Here is a 16,560-nt window from a genome sequence, read left to right on the forward strand (position 1 = left end):
CCCGGTCAGAACGTCAGGCCCATCGCGGTCTTCACGCCGGGCAGCGCGCGGACCTTGTCGAGCAGTGCCTGGGTCACCGTCTCGTCGACCGACAGCAGCAGCACCGCCTCGCCGCCAGCCGAGCGGCGACCGAGGTGGAAGGTGCCGATGTTGACGCCCGCCTCGCCAAGCGTGGTGCCGAGGCGACCGATGAAGCCCGGCGCGTCCTCGTTGACGACGTACAGCATCGGACCGTCAAGATCGGCCTCGACCTTGATCCCGAACAGTTCGACCACACGCGGTGCGGCATCGCCGAACAGCGTGCCCGCGACCGACCGCTCGCCGGCATCGGTCTTCACCGACACGCGCAGCAGCGTGTGGTAGTCGCCCTCGCGCTCGGTCCGCACTTCGCGCACTTCCATGCCGCGCTCGCGCGCCAGGACGGGGGCGTTGACCATGTTGACCGTGTCGGTCTGGGTCCGCAGGAACCCGGCCAGCACCGCGCTGACCAGCGGCTTCTGGTTCAGCTCGGCGGCGGCACCCTCCGTATGGATCGAGATCCGGCCGATCGCGCCATGCGTCAGCTGGCCGACCAGCGAACCGAGCTTCTCCGCCAACGCCATATAGGGCTTCAGCTTCGGCGCTTCCTCGGCCGACAGGCTCGGCATGTTCAGCGCGTTGGTGACGCCGCCGTTGACGAGGAAATCGGCCATCTGCTCGGCGACCTGGATCGCGACGTTGACCTGCGCCTCGGTGGTCGACGCGCCCAGATGCGGGGTCGACACGAAGTTCGGCGTGCCGAACAGCGGCGACGTCTTGGCCGGCTCCTCGACGAACACGTCGAGCGCCGCACCGCCGATATGGCCGGAATCGAGTCCCGCCTTCAGCGCGACCTCATCGACCAGCCCGCCACGCGCGCAGTTGATGATCCGCACGCCCTTCTTCGTCTTGGCCAGATTTTCGGCCGACAGGATGTTGCGCGTCGAATCGGTCAGCGGCGTGTGCAGCGTGATGAAGTCGGCGCGCGCCAGCAGTTCGTCCAGCGTCACCTTCTCGATGCCCAGTTCCACCGCGCGCTCGGGCGTCAGGAACGGGTCGAACGCGACGACCTTCATCTTCAGCCCGCGCGCGCGGTCGGCGACGATCGAACCGATATTGCCCGCGCCGATCAGCCCCAGTGTCTTGGACGTCAGTTCGACGCCCATGAAGCGGTTCTTCTCCCACTTGCCGGCCTGGGTCGACGCATCGGCCTCGGGCAGCTGGCGGGCGAGCGCGAACATCAGCGCGATGGCGTGTTCGGCGGTGGTGATCGAATTGCCGAACGGCGTGTTCATCACGACCACGCCCTTGGCCGATGCGCTGGGGATGTCGACATTGTCGACGCCGATCCCGGCGCGGCCGACGACCTTCAGATTGGTCGCGTGTTCGAGAATTTCCTTCGTCACCTTGGTCGAGCTGCGGATCGCCAGACCGTCATACTCGCCGATGATCGCCATCAGTTCGGCCGGCGTCTTGCCGGTGATCTCGTCGACCTCGACGCCACGCTCGCGGAAGATCTGCGCGGCCTTGGGGTCCATCTTGTCGGAAATCAGTACCTTGGGCATTGGTCAATACTCCGTTCCCCGGCGAAGGCCGGGGTCCAGTTGGAAAGGAAGGGGTGATAGGGCGTCTCGCGTCGTCACGAGTGCCCCGAAACCGGACCCCGGCCTTCGCCGGGGAACAGGAAGGTCAGGCCGCCTTCGCGGTCGCGTAGGCCCAGTCGAGCCACGGCCCGAGCGCCACGATATCGGCGGTGTCGACGGTCGCGCCGCACCAGATGCGCAGGCCAGCCGGCGCGTCACGGTAGCCGGCGACGTCGAACGCCGCGCCTTCCTTCTCCAGCAGCGACGCCATCGCCTTGATAAGCGCCTCGTCGGCACCCTCGACGGTCAGGCAGACGCTGGTCTTTGACCGGGTCGCCGGATCGACCGCGAGATGGCCGAGCCAGTCGCGTTCGGCCACGATCGCATCGAGCGCGGCGGCATTGGCGTCGGACCGGGCGATCAGGCCACCCTCACCCAGCGACTTGGCCCATTCCAGGCTCAGGATCGCATCCTCGACCGCCAGCATCGACGGCGTGTTGATCGTCTCGCCCTTGAATACGCCCTCAGCCAGCTTGCCCTTGGACACCAAACGGAAGACCTTCGGCAGCGGCCAGGCGGGCGTATAGCTTTCGAGCCGCTCGACCGCGCGCGGCCCCAGGATCAGCACGCCGTGCGCGCCCTCGCCGCCCAGCACCTTCTGCCAGCTGAACGTCGCGACATCGATCTTCGCCCAGTCGATGTCATAGGCGAACACGCCGCTGGTCGCGTCGGTGAAGGACAGGCCCTCGCGGGTCTCGGGGATCCAGTCCGCGTTCGGCACGCGCACGCCGCTGGTGGTGCCGTTCCAGGTGAACAGCACATCGGTCGACCAGTCGACCGCCTGCAGGTCGGGCAGCTGGCCATAATCGGCGCGCACGACGACGGGGTCGATCTTCAACTGCTTGACCGCGTCGGTGACCCAGCCCTCGCCGAAGCTCTCCCATGCCATCGCCGTCACGCCGCGCGCGCCCAGCATCGTCCACATCGCCATTTCATACGCGCCGGTGTCGGATCCGGGGACGATGCCGATACGGTGCGTGTCGGGCAGCTTCAGCATCTCGCGCATCAGGTCGATGCAATATTGCAGGCGCGTCTTGCCGATCTTCGACCGATGCGACCGGCCGAGCGACTGGGTATCGAGTTTGCTGGCATCCCAGCCCGGCGGCTTCGCGCAGGGGCCGGACGAGAAAAACGGCCGTGCCGGTTTGGTGGCAGGCTTGGCAGGCGCAACCGATGCGGGTGCGGTAACAGAATCCGTCAATGTATCTCTCCTCACAGAGAGCGCGCGCGGCGTTGGGACCGCGTGGCCCGTCGACCGCCCTAACGATGCGCGCCCCCAAGTCAACCCGAACCCGTCGCCGGTCCGTTCGATCCGTATACCGGCCCGATTGCGACCGACCGCTCGTCGCGTTCGGGCTGACAAACGCGCCGCGACCCGCGATGAAGGCGTGGTGCGCCACCAAATCCTCCTGCTCGCCGCCCTTGCCCTCACCGCCTGCGGTCGTGCCGAACGCCCGGTCGTGCAGGCGCGGCCAGACCTGTCGAAACCGCCGGCCCGCGTCACCAACCAGTGCCTAGCCGACCTGTCGAAGCTGGGCGTGTCGTTTCAGGTATTGCCCGACCGGGAGACGGGGCCGGGCTGCGGCATCGCCGGCGCGGTGCAGCTGGTCGATATCGGCGTGCCGGTGACCAACATCACCGCGGTCCGCTGCGGCGAGGCGCGCGCGTTCGTCGGCTGGGCGCGCAACGCGGTCGCACCCGCCGCGTACCAGATGCTCGGATCCGAACTGGCGCGGGTCGAGGGGATGGGGAGTTACGCGTGCCGCAACGTCGTCGGGTCGACGCGGGCCGCCGGGCGGCGGTCGGGCCACGCCATCGCCAATGCGGTCGACGTCGGCGGGTTCGTACTGAAGGACGGGCGGCGGATCAGCATCCTGCGCGACTGGGCCTCGCCCGATCCGCAGGTCCGCGGCTTCCTCCAGACGATCCGCGCGTCCGCCTGCAAGCGCTTCGGCACGGTGCTCAGCCCGGATTATAACGCGGCGCACCGCAACCACCTGCATCTGGAGGACGATGGCGCGCGCTTCTGCCGATAGCGCGCCGATTGCGACGCCCGGGCCTTTCCGATAAACGCGGCCGATGACTGACACGAGCAAGCAGACGCGCGTTTTCCCGCGCGCCAAACAGGACGCCGAAAGCGCCCGCACCGCCATTTCGACGCCGCAGACCGAGAACCCGGCCTACCGCCTCGCCTTCCAGGACATGGACTTCCTGCTGCGCGAGGATCTGCGCCCGGTTCGCTTCCAGCTGGAATTGCTGAAGCCCGAACTGCTGCTGGCCGAGGCGAACATCGCCTCCACCTTCGTGATGTACGGCTCGGCCCGCATCCCCGAGCCGGCCAAGGCGAAGGCGATGCTGGACATGGCAACCGACGACAAGGCCCGCCGCATCGCACAGAGCCTGGTCGACAAATCGAAATATTACGACGTCGCGCGCGAACTGGCGCAGATGGTGTCGCAGTGTCCGCCGGACGCGCAGGGGATGCGCCATTACGTCGTGTGTTCGGGCGGCGGCCCGTCGATCATGGAGGCGGCCAATCGCGGCGCGGCGGATGTCGGCGCGGAATCGATCGGCCTGAACATCGTCCTGCCGCACGAGCAGGCCCCGAACCCCTATGTCACGCCGGCGCTGTCGATGCAGTTCCACTATTTCGCGCTGCGCAAGATGCACTTCCTGCTCCACGCCCGCGCGCTGGCGGCGTTCCCGGGCGGGTTCGGTACGTTCGACGAGCTGTTCGAACTGCTGACGCTGATCCAGACGGGCAAGATCCAGCCGATTCCGGTCCTGCTGTTCGGTCGCGCCTTCTGGAACCGGGTCGTCAATTTCGAGGCTCTGGTCGAGGAAGGCGTGGTCAGCGAGAAGGATCTCGGGATCTTCACCTTCGTCGAGACCGCGCAGGAGGCGTGGGACGTGGTGCAGGCGTTCTACGCCAGGAACGGCGAGCCGGAGAAGATGTAGGCCCGGGGCCATTGAAGATTGCCGAGCGGTCAATTCGGGGCCGCTCGACCCATATCGCCCGTCGTTTAAAATCACCCGTTCCCCGGCGGAGGCCGGGGCCGAGTTGGGTGACGGACAGCAATCTATATCACAACGCTGACCCGGCTGGCCCCCGGCCTCCGCCGGGGAACGACGGGTACGCGATAACGGGCACCAAGCGCTCTTCCTGGAACGAAGCGCTGGAGCGACATCCAATCCGCTTACTTCCCCGCCTTCGCCCCTTCGATCGCGGCCGCCGGATCGACCGAGGGCGCACCCGATGCCGGCGTACCGGTGTTGGCGATGTCGCCGGTTTCGCTGCGCACGTCGCCCTCCACCTTGGCGGCGGCGGGGTCGGCGGGCTTTGCCTCCGCCCCGGCGGCGGGTGCCGCCGGCAGCGGCAGGTTCGATCCCTGCTGGTTCAGGTACAGGATCACGTTGGCGCGATCCTCGGCGCTGGACAGGCCGGCAAACGTCATCTTCGTGCCGTTGGCGAACTTGCGCGGGGACGTCAGCCACGCATTCATCTTGTCGAAGTCCCAGGTGCCGCCGACCGCCTTCAGCGCCTCGGAGAAGGCGAAGCCGCCCTTCCCCTGCGCGATGCCCTCACCCATCGTCGCGTACAGGTTCGGGCCGACGCCGTTGGCCCCGCCCTGCGTGATGGTGTGGCAGGCGGCGCATTTCTTGAAGACCTCCGCCCCCTTGGCGGCATCGGCGGTCGGCAGCAGGCTGGCGATCGCCACGGCCGGGGCCGCGCCGTCACCGCCGGCCTCCTCGACGCCCTCGATCGGGTAGCCCATCTTTTCGGGCCGTTCGCCGTGAAACGCCATCCCGCCGACGATCGCCAGCCCCAGCGCCGCGCCGCAGCCCGCCAGCACCCAGCCCGCGATCGTGTTGGTCCGATTGTCCATGCCGCCATCCGCCCCGTCGTAAATTATTTCGCCAGTCATAGATTCGCGAGGCCCCCATCGCAAGCCGCGCTTGCTTGCCCACGTGCTCCCCACTTGCTCATGCCCGCGCCGGTTCGTAACGCCTCGCGGCCATGACCGATTTCGCCGCACCCGCCCGACCCATCGTCGCCGCCATGACCATGGCCGCCGCCGCCGCGCCCGAACGCACCGTCGCGTTTCAGGGCGCGCCGGGGGCCAACAGCCATGTCGCGGCGACCGAGGCGTTCCCCGACGGCCTGCCGCTGCCGTGCTTCGACTTCGCCGACGCGATCGACGCGGTGAAGCAGGGCCGTGCCGACTGCGCGACCATCCCGATCGAAAACTCGCTGCACGGCCGCGTCGCCGACATGCATTTCCTGCTGCCCGAATCGGGGCTGGTCATCACCGGCGAACATTTCCTGCCCATCCGCCATGCGCTGATGGGCACCGGCACGCGCGACGACGTGCGCCAGGCGATGAGCCACCCGCAGGCGCTAGGTCAGTGCCGCCACTGGCTGCGCGCGCACGGCATCCAGGCGGTGGCCTATCCCGACACCGCCGGCGCGGCGGCGCGGGTGGCCGAGATCGGCGACCCGGCCATCGCCGCGCTCGCGCCCCCCGGCGCGGCGGCGATCTATGGGCTGGAGTTGCTCGCAACCGATATCGCGGATGCCGACCACAACATGACCCGCTTCGTCACGCTGGCGCGCGGCGGCAAGCCGGCGGTGGGACCGGGGCCATGGATGACGACGCTGATCTTCGAGGTGAAGAACGTGCCCGCCGCGCTGTACAAGGCGATGGGCGGCTTTGCGACTAACGGCGTCAACATGACCAAGCTGGAAAGCTATCAGCGCGGCGGCACCTTTGCCGCGACCGAATTCTACGCCGATGTCGAAGGCAAGCCCGGCGACATCGGGTTCGACCGCGCGGTCGAGGAACTGGGGTTCCACTCGAAATGGGTGCGCCTGCTGGGCACCTACACGCAGGCGCGGGCGCGGGGTTAACCCGCCGCCCACGTCTCCAGCAGGGTATGCGCGATCGCATAGGGCGGCGGCGCGATGAACGGCCCCTCGCCACCCGCCAGCACCTGCCGCACGACGTCGCGCGATACCCAGATCGCGTCCTCCAGCTCGTGCGTGTCGATCGTCAGCGCGTCGTCCTCGGCGGTGCCGATACAGGCGATCATCAGTTGCGACGGGAACGGCCAGGGCTGGCTGGCGACATAGCGCACGTCGGACACCCGCACCCCGGCCTCCTCGTGGATCTCGCGCGCGACCGCCTCTTCGATCGACTCGCCCGGTTCCAGAAATCCGGCCAGCGCCGAATAGCGACCCGCCGGCCAGCTTGGCTGACGCCCCAGCAGCGCGCGGCCGTCATGCTCGGCGATCATGATGACAACCGGATCGGTGCGCGGGAAATGTTCGGTCGCGCAAGACCCGCATTTGCGGCCCCAGCCGGCGCGGAACAGCGTGGTTTCGTGGCCGCACTTCGCACAGAAGCCATGCCGCGCATGCCAGTCGAGCACGCTGCGCGCCGCCGCATAGGTCGCCGCCTCGCCCTCACGCAGCGACGCCAGCACCGCCATCAGCGCCGGCGAGCGCATCGGCAGCACCGATCCCTCAACCATGCCGGGCAGCAGCGCTGCGAAATGCGCGCGCGTCCCCTCCAGCCCCAGCAGGACCAGTTCCGCGCCGTCGGGCAAATCGGCAAGCGTGGTCCACATCAGTCGCCCGTCACCATCGACCGTCGGCGTATAGCCATCCAGCACCAGCAGCCGCGACCGCCAGTCGCCCATCGCCGCCGCCAGCCCGTCCGGATCGTGGCGCATCGCATCGGCCCGGTCGAGCATCCCGCCGGTAAAGCCGGGTGCCATCACCGCGCCCGCATCCGCGCGACATCCTGCGCCAGCGCGGCGGGGATTTCGGCGCGGGTCGGCCATTTCTCGGCCGGGAAGTAATTGACCATGATCGTGCCGCGCGTCTGGCGGCCCGGATCGACGAAGGCGATGGTGCCGGCAGCGCCGCCCCAGCCATAGGTGCCCTTGCCCGGACCGTTCGGCTTGTCCGCCAGATAGACCGACCCGCCGGCCCCGAAGCCCATCGGCACCGCCGCATTGGTGCCGCCGGTGCCTGCCGCGACGCCGCCGAAGGTCACGCCGTTCGGCAGCAGGTTCGACATCGCCAGACGCGCCGTTTCCGGCTTCATGATCGTCACCCCGTCGAGCGACCCGTAATTCTGCAACATGTGCAGGAACCGGTCGTAATCGCGCGCCGACATGACCAGCCCCGCACCGCCATACGGGAAGCTCGGCTTCTGCAACCAGACCGAGGTCGCGCCGGGATCGACCGGGGTCAGGGTTTCGCCGACGAATGCATAGTTGGTGGCCAGCCGGTTGGCCGCGCTGGCCGGCACCGTCCAGTAGCTCGACGTCATCTTGAGCGGCGCGAAGATCCGCGTCTGGACGAAGGTGTCGAACGGCATGCCGCTCGCCTTCTCGATCACCGCGCCCATCACGTCGAGGCCGATCGAATAGCTCCACTTCGTCCCCGGCTCGGCGATGAGCGGAGCCTTGGCGACGCGTTCGGCAAACTCGGCCAGCGTGCTTGGACGGACGGCGCGCATCTGCGCCTCCATCTGGCTGTTGACGGCGGCGGGCAGCAGGCCAAGCCGCTCATATTCCTTCAACATCGCGCCCTTGGCGTTGATGTTGTAGCTGAGGCCCGCGGTATGCGTCAGCAGGTTGCGGACGGTGATCGGTGCCTTGGCCGGCACGCCCGCCAGGCTCGTCTCGGGCGACGACGCGACCGTCATCGTCCTGAAGCCCGGAAAGAAATCGCTGATCGGCTGGTCGAGGCGCAATTTGCCCTCCTCGACCAGGATCATCGCCGCCATGCCGGTGATCGGCTTGGTCATCGAATACACCCGCCAGAGCGAATCGGGACCGGCGGGCGCGGCCAGCGCATCGTCCGCGATCCGCCCGGCGGAAACGAACATCGTCGGCCGGTCGCCGACGCCGAACGCTCCCACGATGCCCGGCATCTTGCCGTCGCGAACGTAGGCATCGAACAACGCCTGCGTGGTCGGCAGGAGCCGCGCCTGCGGACGCGCGGTCATCGGTTCGATCATGGCCGGTGTTGCGACGGCGGGCTTGCGCTGCGCCTGCCCCCAGGCGGCGGCGGAGACAGCGATCAGGCAGGTGGTGGCGATCAGGCGCTTCATGACAGGCTCCGTATCTTGCTGGCCGCCTTGGCGAAGACGGTCGGCAAGCCCGCGTTGTGCAGGTCTGCGACCGGCCACCACTGGCCGTCGATCCGCGGGTGATGCGCGTCGATCGTTGCAATCGCAAGACCGAGTTGCAGATCGAAATGGGTGAAGCCGTGGGCAACGGTCGCGTCCAGCAGTCGCCAGTCCGCTTGCGCCGGCGCGTCCGCAAGCCCCGGCGGCGCGTCACCCCATACGCCGGTCGGAAGCGCCCGCATCCCGCCGAGCAATCCCGTGTCGGGCCGCGTCACCAGCAGGACGTCGTCGCCGCGCTGCAACCAGAAGATCGTGCCGAACCGCTGTGGCTTGGCCGCCTTCTTCGCCTTGACCGGCAACGTCTCCGGCGCGCCGCCGGCAAAGCCTTCGCACCCCTCACGCAACGGGCACAGCAGGCATTTCGGCGCGCGGACGGTACACAGGCTCGACCCCAGGTCCATCATGGCCTGCGCGAAGTCGCCGGCCCGCACATCCGGCGTGATCGTGTCGGCGGCAGCGCGGATCGCTTTTCGCGCGGCGGGCAGCGGCACGGAAATCGCGACTAGCCGCGCGACGACGCGCTCGACATTGGCGTCGACCACCACCGCGCGCTCGCCGAACGCGATCGCGGCGACGGCAGCGGCGGTATAGGCCCCCAGCCCCGGCAATGTCCGCAAGGTCGCCTCGGTCCGGGGAAACGCGCCGCCATGCTCGGCCATCACCACCTTGGCGCAGGCGACCAGATTGCGCGCGCGGGCGTAATAGCCAAGCCCCGCCCACGCCGCCATCACGTCGGCATCCTCGGCCCGCGCCAGATCGGCAAAGCTCGGCCAGCGCGCGACCCACGCCGCGAATCGCGGAGTGACCGCCGCCACCGTCGTCTGTTGCAGCATAACCTCCGACAGCCAGACGCGGTACGGATCCGGCGTCTCGCCCGGTGCGCTGCGCCACGGCAGGGTGCGGCGATGCTGGTCGTACCAGTGCAGCAAGGCATGAGCATGCGAGAAGCGCTTGGCGTCCATGCCCGCGCTATGGCATGGGTTCGCCCATGAGCAAGCGCATCGGCGCCCCCAGACCACCGAAAGACGAACCCCAGCGCGCCAACCGGTCGCGGCAGGTCAGCGAACTGCTGCCCGATGTCGGCCGCGCGGCGTTCCGCCGGTTCGGCTTCATCCAGTCCTCGGTCGTCAGCCGCTGGCCCGACATCGTCGGCGAACGCTATGCCGCCGCCAGCCAGCCCGAATCGATCCGCTTTCCGATGGGCAAGAAAGAAGGCGGCACGCTGACCCTCGTCGTGCGCGGGGCGTTCGCGCCGATGATGCAGCACATCATTCCCGAGATCATCGAGCGGGTGAACCGCTTCTTCGGCTACAGCGCGGTCGCCCGCGTGGTGATCCACCAGGGCGAGGTCGCCAAGCCGCCCCTGCGCCGCGCGCCACCCTCGCTGAAGGTCGTGCCGGTCGACATGGGCCACACGCTGAAGTCGATCGCCGACCCCGAGCTGAAGGCCGTGCTGGAGGCGCTGGCCGCCGGCGTCGCCGCCTCCAGCGGACCGCCGCGCGTTTCGTGATGATGGGGATGACCGCTACGGCCTCCTTCCTGTCCTCCCGCGCAGGCGGGAGCCTAGGGCCAAACAGGACAACAGGCTGCGGTGCTCGTGGCCCTGGACTCCCGCCTGCGCGGGAGAACACGCTTTTTCCCAAGGTAATCCTGCAAGGACCCCGCCCCCAACCATGCGCCTGATTTTCGCCCTCACCGCCCTCGTCGCGCTGACCGCCGCCACCCCGGCGCGCGACTGGTCGAAGACCACGACCCGCACCGCAACCGGCGCGTATCTGACCGGCAACTCCGCCGCCCGCGTGAAGGTGATCGAATATTCCAGCTTCACCTGCCCGCATTGCGGCCATTTCGCGGTGCAATCCGCGCCCATCCTGAAAGCGCAGATGATCGCGCGCGGATCGACCAGTCTCGAAGTCCGCAACCTTGTCCGCGACCGACTGGACCTTGCCGCCGCCATTGTCGCACGCTGCGGCGACGTGAACCGTTATCCGGTGCGGTCGCTGGCGATCTTCACCGCACAGGACCAGTGGCTCGCGCGCGGCGCAGCGTTTGAACAGGCCAATCAGGAGCGGATCGCGCTCTATCCGATGCTGGCCCAGCTGCGCGCCTATGCCGACGGGGCCGGGCTGACCGCGATCGGAACGGCGAACGGATTGACCCCGAAGGCGATCGACGCGTGCTTTGTCGATCAGGCCGCGGTCGACGCGCTGGTCGACGCATCCTCGTCGATCCCGCCAGAGGTCACCGGCACGCCGACCTTCTACATCAACGGCCGCGTCACGCCCGCGCATGACTGGGCAACGCTGCAACCCCTGTTGCGCACCGCCGGCGCGCGCTAAACCCCTTACCTGCCTTTCCCTCGGAGCACGTCCATGAAGCTGCGCTATATCCTCGCCGTCCTGCCCCTCGCCCTGGCCGCCTGTTCGCAGGGTGGTGACGGCGGCAACGGCACGGCGGCCGCCCCGGTCGCGGCCGTCGCTGCGCCGGCCAGCAAGCCATGGACCGAAACCGTCGTGCAGACCGATCAGGGCTTCCGCGTCGGCAACCCGGACGCACCGATCAAGCTGGTCGAATATGGCGCGCGCACCTGCCCCACCTGCGGCGCGTTCGGACGCGAAGCCTATGCCCCGCTGCTCGCCAACTATGTCGCGACCGGCAAGGTCAGCTTCGAGTTCCGCGACTTCCTGGTCCACGGCGCGGGCGATCTGGCGGCGGCGCTGGTCGGCCAGTGCGGCGGCGCGGAGCCGTTCTTCCCGATGCTGGAACAGATGTACATGATCCAGAACGACTATCTCGACCGGATCCAGAAGATCTCGCCCGCCGTGCAGGCCAGCCTGACCAACGCCCCCCCGACCAAGGTGATGACGACGCTGGCCGAGCAGATGGGCCTGATCGACTTCGCCAAGCAGCGCGGCCTTCCGGAAGCGAAGGTCCGCGCCTGCCTGAACGACAACGCCAAGCTGGAGGCGATCGCCAAGATCACCGAGGACACGATGAAGGCCGGCACGGTCACCGGCACGCCGACGTTTATCCTGAACGGCAACACGCTGACCAACACGGTCACCTGGGCCGACGTCGAAAAGGCGCTGAAGGCCGCCGGGGCGTAAACCGCCTCTCCCGTCATCCCCGCTCGAAGCGGGGATGACGAAAGCGTGACCATGCAGATCAAACGCCTCCGCATCGCCGGGTTCAAGAGCTTCGTCGAACCCGCCGATCTGGTGATCGCGCCCGGCCTGACCGGCGTCGTCGGGCCGAACGGCTGCGGCAAGTCGAATCTGCTCGAAGCCCTGCGCTGGACGATGGGCGAGAACAGCGCGAAGTCGCTGCGCGGCGCCGGCATGGACGACGTGATCTTCGCCGGCACCGCGACCCGCCCGCCGCGCGCCTTCGCCGAAGTCTCGATCCTCGCCGAAGTGGACGGGCAGGAGACCGAAGTCGTCCGCCGGATCGAACGCGGCGCCGGCTCCGCCTACCGGATCGACGGGCGGGACGTGCGCGCGCGCGACGTCGGGCTGTTATTCGCCGACGCCGCGACCGGCGCGCACTCCCCCGCTTTGGTCAGCCAGGGCCGGATCAGCGCGGTCATCGCCGCCAGACCGGCCGATCGCCGCGCGATGCTGGAGGAAGCGGCCGGCATTTCCGGCCTCCACGTCCGCCGCCGCGATGCCGAGAACCGGTTGCGCGCGACGGAAGGCAATCTGGCCCGGCTGGACGAGGTCATCGCCGATCAGGACGCGCGCGCCGCCGGCCTGCGGCGACAGGCGCGCGCCGCCGACCGCTATCGAGAGCTGTCCGACCGGATCCGCGTCGCCGAGGGTCGCATGATCTTCGCCCGCTGGCGCGAGGCCGCGACCGCCGCCGACGCCGCGAAACGCGAGGCCGCCGTCGCCGACGCGGCCGTGACCACCGCCACCGCCGCCGAACGCGACCGGGCCAAGGCGCTGCTCGACGCGACCGCCGCCCTCGCGCGGACCCGGGGCGCGGCACAGGCCGCGCGCGAGCGGGCGAACGACGCCGCCCATGCGCTCGACACGCTGCGCGCCCGGCGTGCGTCGGCCGCGGCGCGCGTCGCCGACCTGTCCGCCGCCGCCGCGCGGATCGTCGCCGAACGCGCGCGGGAGGGCAGTCTGGCCGCCGACGCGGTCGATGCGCTGGCAAAGCTGGCGACCGAAACGACGACACTGAACGCCCGCGCCGCCGACACCGCCGCCGCCATCCCCGCCGCCGACGCCGCGTTGGCGGCGGCCGAGCGCACCGCGCGCGATGCGGAAGTCGCCTTGGCGCAGGCGCTGGCGGCACAGGCCAGCGAGGCCGCCGAAACCCGCGTCGCCACCGCCGCGCTGGCCGCCGCCCACGCCCGCCACGACCGCGCCACCCGCGACGCCGCGCAGGTCGCCGCCGCGCTGGCCAGCCTTGGCGCGCCCGCCCCGCTGGATGCCGCGCGGACGCAGGCGCTGGCCGACCGTGACACCGCGACGGACGCCGCCACCACGGCCCGCGAGACACTGGCCACCGCCGAGCGCACCGAACGCAACGGGCAGGCCGACCGCGATGCGGCCGAAACCACCCGCGCCACCGCCCGCGCAGACCTTGCCGCGATCGACAGCGACATCGCCGCGCTGCGCCGCGCCACGCAGGCGACCGGCAAGGCGCGGCTGCTGGACAGCGTCAGCGTCGCCCCCGCCTTCGAGCGCGCACTGGCCGCCGCGCTTGGCGACGATCTGGAAACCGCGCCAGGTGCCTGGACCGGCGCGGCCACCCAGCCCGGCGACCCGCCACCGCCCGCCGGCGCGGTGCCCCTCACGACCCACACCGTCGCCCCGCCTGCCCTCGCCCGCCGGCTCTCGCAATGTTTCGTCGTTGAAACAGACGATTCACGGCCGCTGGCGACCGGCCAGCGGATCGTCACGCGCGACGGGTATCTGCGCCGATGGGACGGCTTCACCAGCCGCGATACCGGGGCGGCCACCGCGCAGCGGCTGGAACGGCTGAACCGCTTGCGGCAGTTGTCCGACGCCCGCCCCGCCGCCGCCGCCGCGCTGGTCACGGCCGAGGCGGCGCGCGCGCGGATCGACACCGCCATCGCCGCCGCGCGCCGGACCGCCACCGACGCGCGCGCCGCGCTGACCCGCGCCGATCAGGCGATCCGTGCAGCGATTCAGGCCGAGGATCGCGCGCTGGCGCAGATCGAGCGGCTGGCGGGGCAGCGTGCCGACCTCGACGCCCGCGCCGCGCGCATCGCCGGCGACGTGGCCGAGGCGACCGCCGAGCGCGACCGCGCGGCCGCCACCCGCGCCGCCCTGCCCGATGGCAGCGCCGCCGCCGCCCGCGTTGCCACGCTGGCACACGAGGCCGACCGCGCCCGCGCCGCCGTCACCGCCGCGCGCGACCATCGGACCGCGCTCGACCGTGCCGCCGCCGCCGACCGCGAACGGCTCGCCGCCGTCGGGGCGGAGGCGCGCAGCTGGCGCGCGCGCGCCGGGGACGCCGCGCGCCGCATCGCCGACATGGACGCCCGCGCCGCCGAGGTCGCGCGCGAAACCGCCGCCATCGCCGATCGTCCGGCCGCGCTGGATGCCGAGATCGCCATCACCCACAGCGCGCACGGCGTCGCCCGCACCGCCGCCGATACGCTCGCGGCCCAGGAAATCGCCGCCGACGCCGCCGTCCGGGCCGCCACCACCGCGCAAGCCAATGCCGCCGAAGCCCTCGCCGCCGCGCGCGAAACCCGCGCCGGGGCCACCGCCCGCCACGAAAATCAGGAATTGCGCCGGGTCGAGATGGGTAGGCTATCGGGCGAACGCTTCGAGTGCCCCGCCCCGGTCCTGCCCGAGAGGCTCGGCTTCGACGCCGACGCCATCGACAGCCCGCAGGGCGAGTCGGCCGCGCACGAACGCCTGACGCTGGAGCGCGAGCGGATCGGCCCGGTCAACCTGATCGCCGCGCGCGAACTCGCCGAGCTGGAGGGGGTGGCCGCCGCCAATATCGCCGAGCGCACCGAACTGGGCCATGCCGTCAACCGCCTGCGCGGGTCGATCGGCACGCTGAACCGCGAAGGGCGTCAGCGGCTGCTGGCGGCGTTCGAGGCGGTCGACGGGCATTTCCGGACCCTGTTCACCACCCTGTTCGACGGCGGACAGGCACATCTGGCGCTGATCGATTCGGACGATCCGCTGGAGGCCGGGCTGGAGATCATGGTCCAGCCGCCGGGCAAGCGTCTGCAATCGCTGACCCTGTTGTCGGGCGGCGAGCAGGCGCTGACCGCGGTCGCGCTGATCTTCGGCCTGTTCCTGACCAACCCCGCACCGATCTGCGTGCTGGACGAGGTCGACGCGCCGCTGGACGACGCCAATATCGAACGCTTCTGCGACCTGCTCGACCGCATGGCCCGCGACACCGCCACCCGCTATCTGGTCGTCACGCACAACGCCGTGACGATGAGCCGCATGCACCGCCTGTTCGGCGTGACGATGATCGAACGGGGGGTGAGCCGGCTGGTGTCGGTGGATCTTCGGGCGGCGGAGGGGTTGCTGGCGGAGTAGCGACTGCCGGCCTGGGTAAGTTCTGCGTCGCGCGAGATTCGTCGGATTATGGTGGTTTCCTGCCCGTCCGCTTTCGGGGACGGCAGGCGCGAAAGCTGCCGTTTCTTGAGGGGCGTCGGCGAGGCAACTTGCAACCAAAGCCAGTCGTTGCAGTCCGACGCCAGAGCGCTGCTCTTGCTGAAAGCACTACTATCTGGGTTCCTTAAGCCGCCCTCATCAACCCGCAAGTAAGCCTGCTTCTCAATAACTCAGCGCCGATATATAATCCCGCGCATGGTAGATTTTTCCCAAGCGCCCGTTCAAGCTGCCGTAGTTGGCACTTCCATAACGCTATTAGGCGGAATTATTTTAACGACAATTGGCTGGTTCGTAACAACCTACATTGGACGACTGAGTCGAGAAAGCTCGGAAATGATTGCCGAATTGTCGCGCTTAATGACCGAGCAGCAAATAGAGATAGCTCGTGGGCAGGTAGAGATTAATCGTCAGACCCAAGCGATGAACCTTCTAAAAGACCGAACTGCACTTAAGGAGGAACTGTTCGCCGCGATCAAAGCACGCGAGGACGAAATTACTTTCCTGGGCGATCCATATGGCGACCATAAGCCCGAAGCACTCTACGCGCTCTGGAAGGTCGAGAATAAAGCGAAGGTGTTCTTCGGCGAAGACGTGCAGAGCCTGGTTATGAAGATAGGTGAGCAGCTGAAACGCCGCAACGACATACTGATGAAAATACGGCACCCAAAGCAGAAGGGCGACATCTCGATGAACGATGAGGCGACTGCCGCATACAGCGCAATCGTCGAGTTGAAAGACGAATTAGGGTTCGCGATCGACCGTTACAGTTCGATGGGCCATATTCGAATGCTGGACTGAAGGCGCATCGGGACAAGGAAGCGTACTCCGACAAACCGTTTACGACCGCTCCTGCCAACAGCAGTCGTTGGCTGCGGTCGGCTTGAACGGCCGGTAGGTCCCAGTCTCAGACTTTGCGGTCGCGTAAATAAACGGCCGCTTTTGGAATCGACGACAGATCGCCTGAACGGCTGAGATTGGGCGAAATCGGCCGTCGAGCAATACCGATGTCCAGCATCAGCCCGCCATTGGATTTATCGCCCCCCGTCCTACATATGCGTCGACCGCAAAGGACGTCGC

At 68.9% G+C, this 16,560-nt stretch carries 14 protein-coding genes; 8 read left to right on the forward strand and 6 right to left on the reverse strand.

Annotation, left to right across the window (positions count from 1 at the left end; genetic code table 11):
• Nucleotides 1-5: 5 nt before the first annotated feature.
• A complete protein-coding gene (gene serA / locus ASE75_RS09125; RefSeq protein WP_055932354.1) occupies nucleotides 6-1,583 on the reverse strand; it encodes a phosphoglycerate dehydrogenase in 1,578 nt (525 codons plus the stop codon).
• 124 nt (nucleotides 1,584-1,707) lie between these two features.
• A complete protein-coding gene (locus ASE75_RS09130) occupies nucleotides 1,708-2,862 on the reverse strand; it encodes a phosphoserine transaminase (protein ID WP_055932357.1) in 1,155 nt (384 codons plus the stop codon).
• A 187-nt stretch (nucleotides 2,863-3,049) separates the two neighbouring features.
• On the opposite strand from ASE75_RS09130, the gene ASE75_RS09135 reads away from it, so the two are divergent.
• Together ASE75_RS09135 and ASE75_RS09140 are read left to right on the forward strand one after the other, a co-directional pair.
• Nucleotides 3,050-3,697: an extensin family protein gene (locus ASE75_RS09135; RefSeq protein ID WP_055932360.1), complete on the forward strand. Its 648-nt coding sequence runs from the start codon at nucleotides 3,050-3,052 to the stop codon at nucleotides 3,695-3,697.
• A gap of 43 nt (nucleotides 3,698-3,740) precedes the next feature.
• The gene (locus tag ASE75_RS09140; protein ID WP_055932363.1) at nucleotides 3,741-4,619 is read left to right on the forward strand and encodes a TIGR00730 family Rossman fold protein; all 879 of its coding nucleotides are present in this window, start codon (nucleotides 3,741-3,743) and stop codon (nucleotides 4,617-4,619) included.
• A gap of 239 nt (nucleotides 4,620-4,858) precedes the next feature.
• Here the strand turns inward: ASE75_RS09140 and ASE75_RS09145 are convergent, their stop codons facing one another.
• On the reverse strand, nucleotides 4,859-5,548 hold the full coding sequence (locus ASE75_RS09145; RefSeq protein WP_055932366.1) for a c-type cytochrome: 690 nt from the start codon (nucleotides 5,546-5,548) through the stop codon (nucleotides 4,859-4,861).
• 131 nt (nucleotides 5,549-5,679) lie between these two features.
• Here ASE75_RS09145 and ASE75_RS09150 point away from each other — a divergent pair, with 131 nt between their 5' ends.
• On the forward strand, nucleotides 5,680-6,570 hold the full coding sequence (locus tag ASE75_RS09150; protein ID WP_055932369.1) for a prephenate dehydratase: 891 nt from the start codon (nucleotides 5,680-5,682) through the stop codon (nucleotides 6,568-6,570).
• On the opposite strand, the gene nudC is transcribed toward ASE75_RS09150, so the two are convergent.
• Genes nudC through ASE75_RS09165 form a run of 3 tightly spaced genes read right to left on the reverse strand, consistent with a single transcriptional unit; the run spans nucleotide 6,567 to nucleotide 9,825 of the window.
• Nucleotides 6,567-7,439, reverse strand: a complete 873-nt coding sequence (nudC, locus tag ASE75_RS09155; RefSeq protein ID WP_443025315.1) for an NAD(+) diphosphatase — start codon at nucleotides 7,437-7,439, stop codon at nucleotides 6,567-6,569. The genes ASE75_RS09150 and nudC overlap by 4 nt on opposite strands.
• A complete protein-coding gene (locus ASE75_RS09160; RefSeq protein ID WP_055932372.1) occupies nucleotides 7,439-8,785 on the reverse strand; it encodes a serine hydrolase domain-containing protein in 1,347 nt (448 codons plus the stop codon). Before ASE75_RS09160 ends, nudC begins: the two co-directional genes overlap by 1 nt.
• The gene (locus tag ASE75_RS09165; protein WP_055932375.1) at nucleotides 8,782-9,825 is read right to left on the reverse strand and encodes an A/G-specific adenine glycosylase; all 1,044 of its coding nucleotides are present in this window, start codon (nucleotides 9,823-9,825) and stop codon (nucleotides 8,782-8,784) included. The genes ASE75_RS09160 and ASE75_RS09165 overlap by 4 nt, the downstream gene beginning before the upstream one ends.
• 14 nt (nucleotides 9,826-9,839) lie before the next feature.
• Here ASE75_RS09165 and ASE75_RS09170 point away from each other — a divergent pair, with 14 nt between their 5' ends.
• From ASE75_RS09170 to ASE75_RS09190, 5 genes are all read left to right on the forward strand, one after another.
• Entirely contained in the window at nucleotides 9,840-10,373 is a 534-nt protein-coding gene (locus tag ASE75_RS09170) for a DUF721 domain-containing protein (RefSeq protein ID WP_055932378.1), read from the forward strand.
• A gap of 163 nt (nucleotides 10,374-10,536) precedes the next feature.
• Nucleotides 10,537-11,202 (forward strand): thioredoxin domain-containing protein, encoded by a 666-nt coding sequence (locus ASE75_RS09175; RefSeq protein WP_055932379.1) that lies wholly within the window; start codon nucleotides 10,537-10,539, stop codon nucleotides 11,200-11,202.
• 33 nt (nucleotides 11,203-11,235) lie between these two features.
• Nucleotides 11,236-11,970: a DsbA family protein gene (locus tag ASE75_RS09180; RefSeq protein ID WP_055932382.1), complete on the forward strand. Its 735-nt coding sequence runs from the start codon at nucleotides 11,236-11,238 to the stop codon at nucleotides 11,968-11,970.
• A gap of 51 nt (nucleotides 11,971-12,021) precedes the next feature.
• Nucleotides 12,022-15,405 carry a chromosome segregation SMC family protein gene (locus tag ASE75_RS09185; RefSeq protein WP_055932385.1) on the forward strand — a complete coding sequence of 1,128 codons (3,384 nt, stop codon included), beginning with the start codon at nucleotides 12,022-12,024 and terminating at the stop codon, nucleotides 15,403-15,405.
• A 273-nt stretch (nucleotides 15,406-15,678) separates the two neighbouring features.
• Nucleotides 15,679-16,281: a hypothetical protein gene (locus tag ASE75_RS09190; protein WP_156340358.1), complete on the forward strand. Its 603-nt coding sequence runs from the start codon at nucleotides 15,679-15,681 to the stop codon at nucleotides 16,279-16,281.
• Nucleotides 16,282-16,560: the final 279 nt, after the last annotated feature.

The sequence above is a fragment of the Sphingomonas sp. Leaf17 genome (assembly GCF_001421505.1).
GTDB lineage: Bacteria > Pseudomonadota > Alphaproteobacteria > Sphingomonadales > Sphingomonadaceae > Sphingomonas.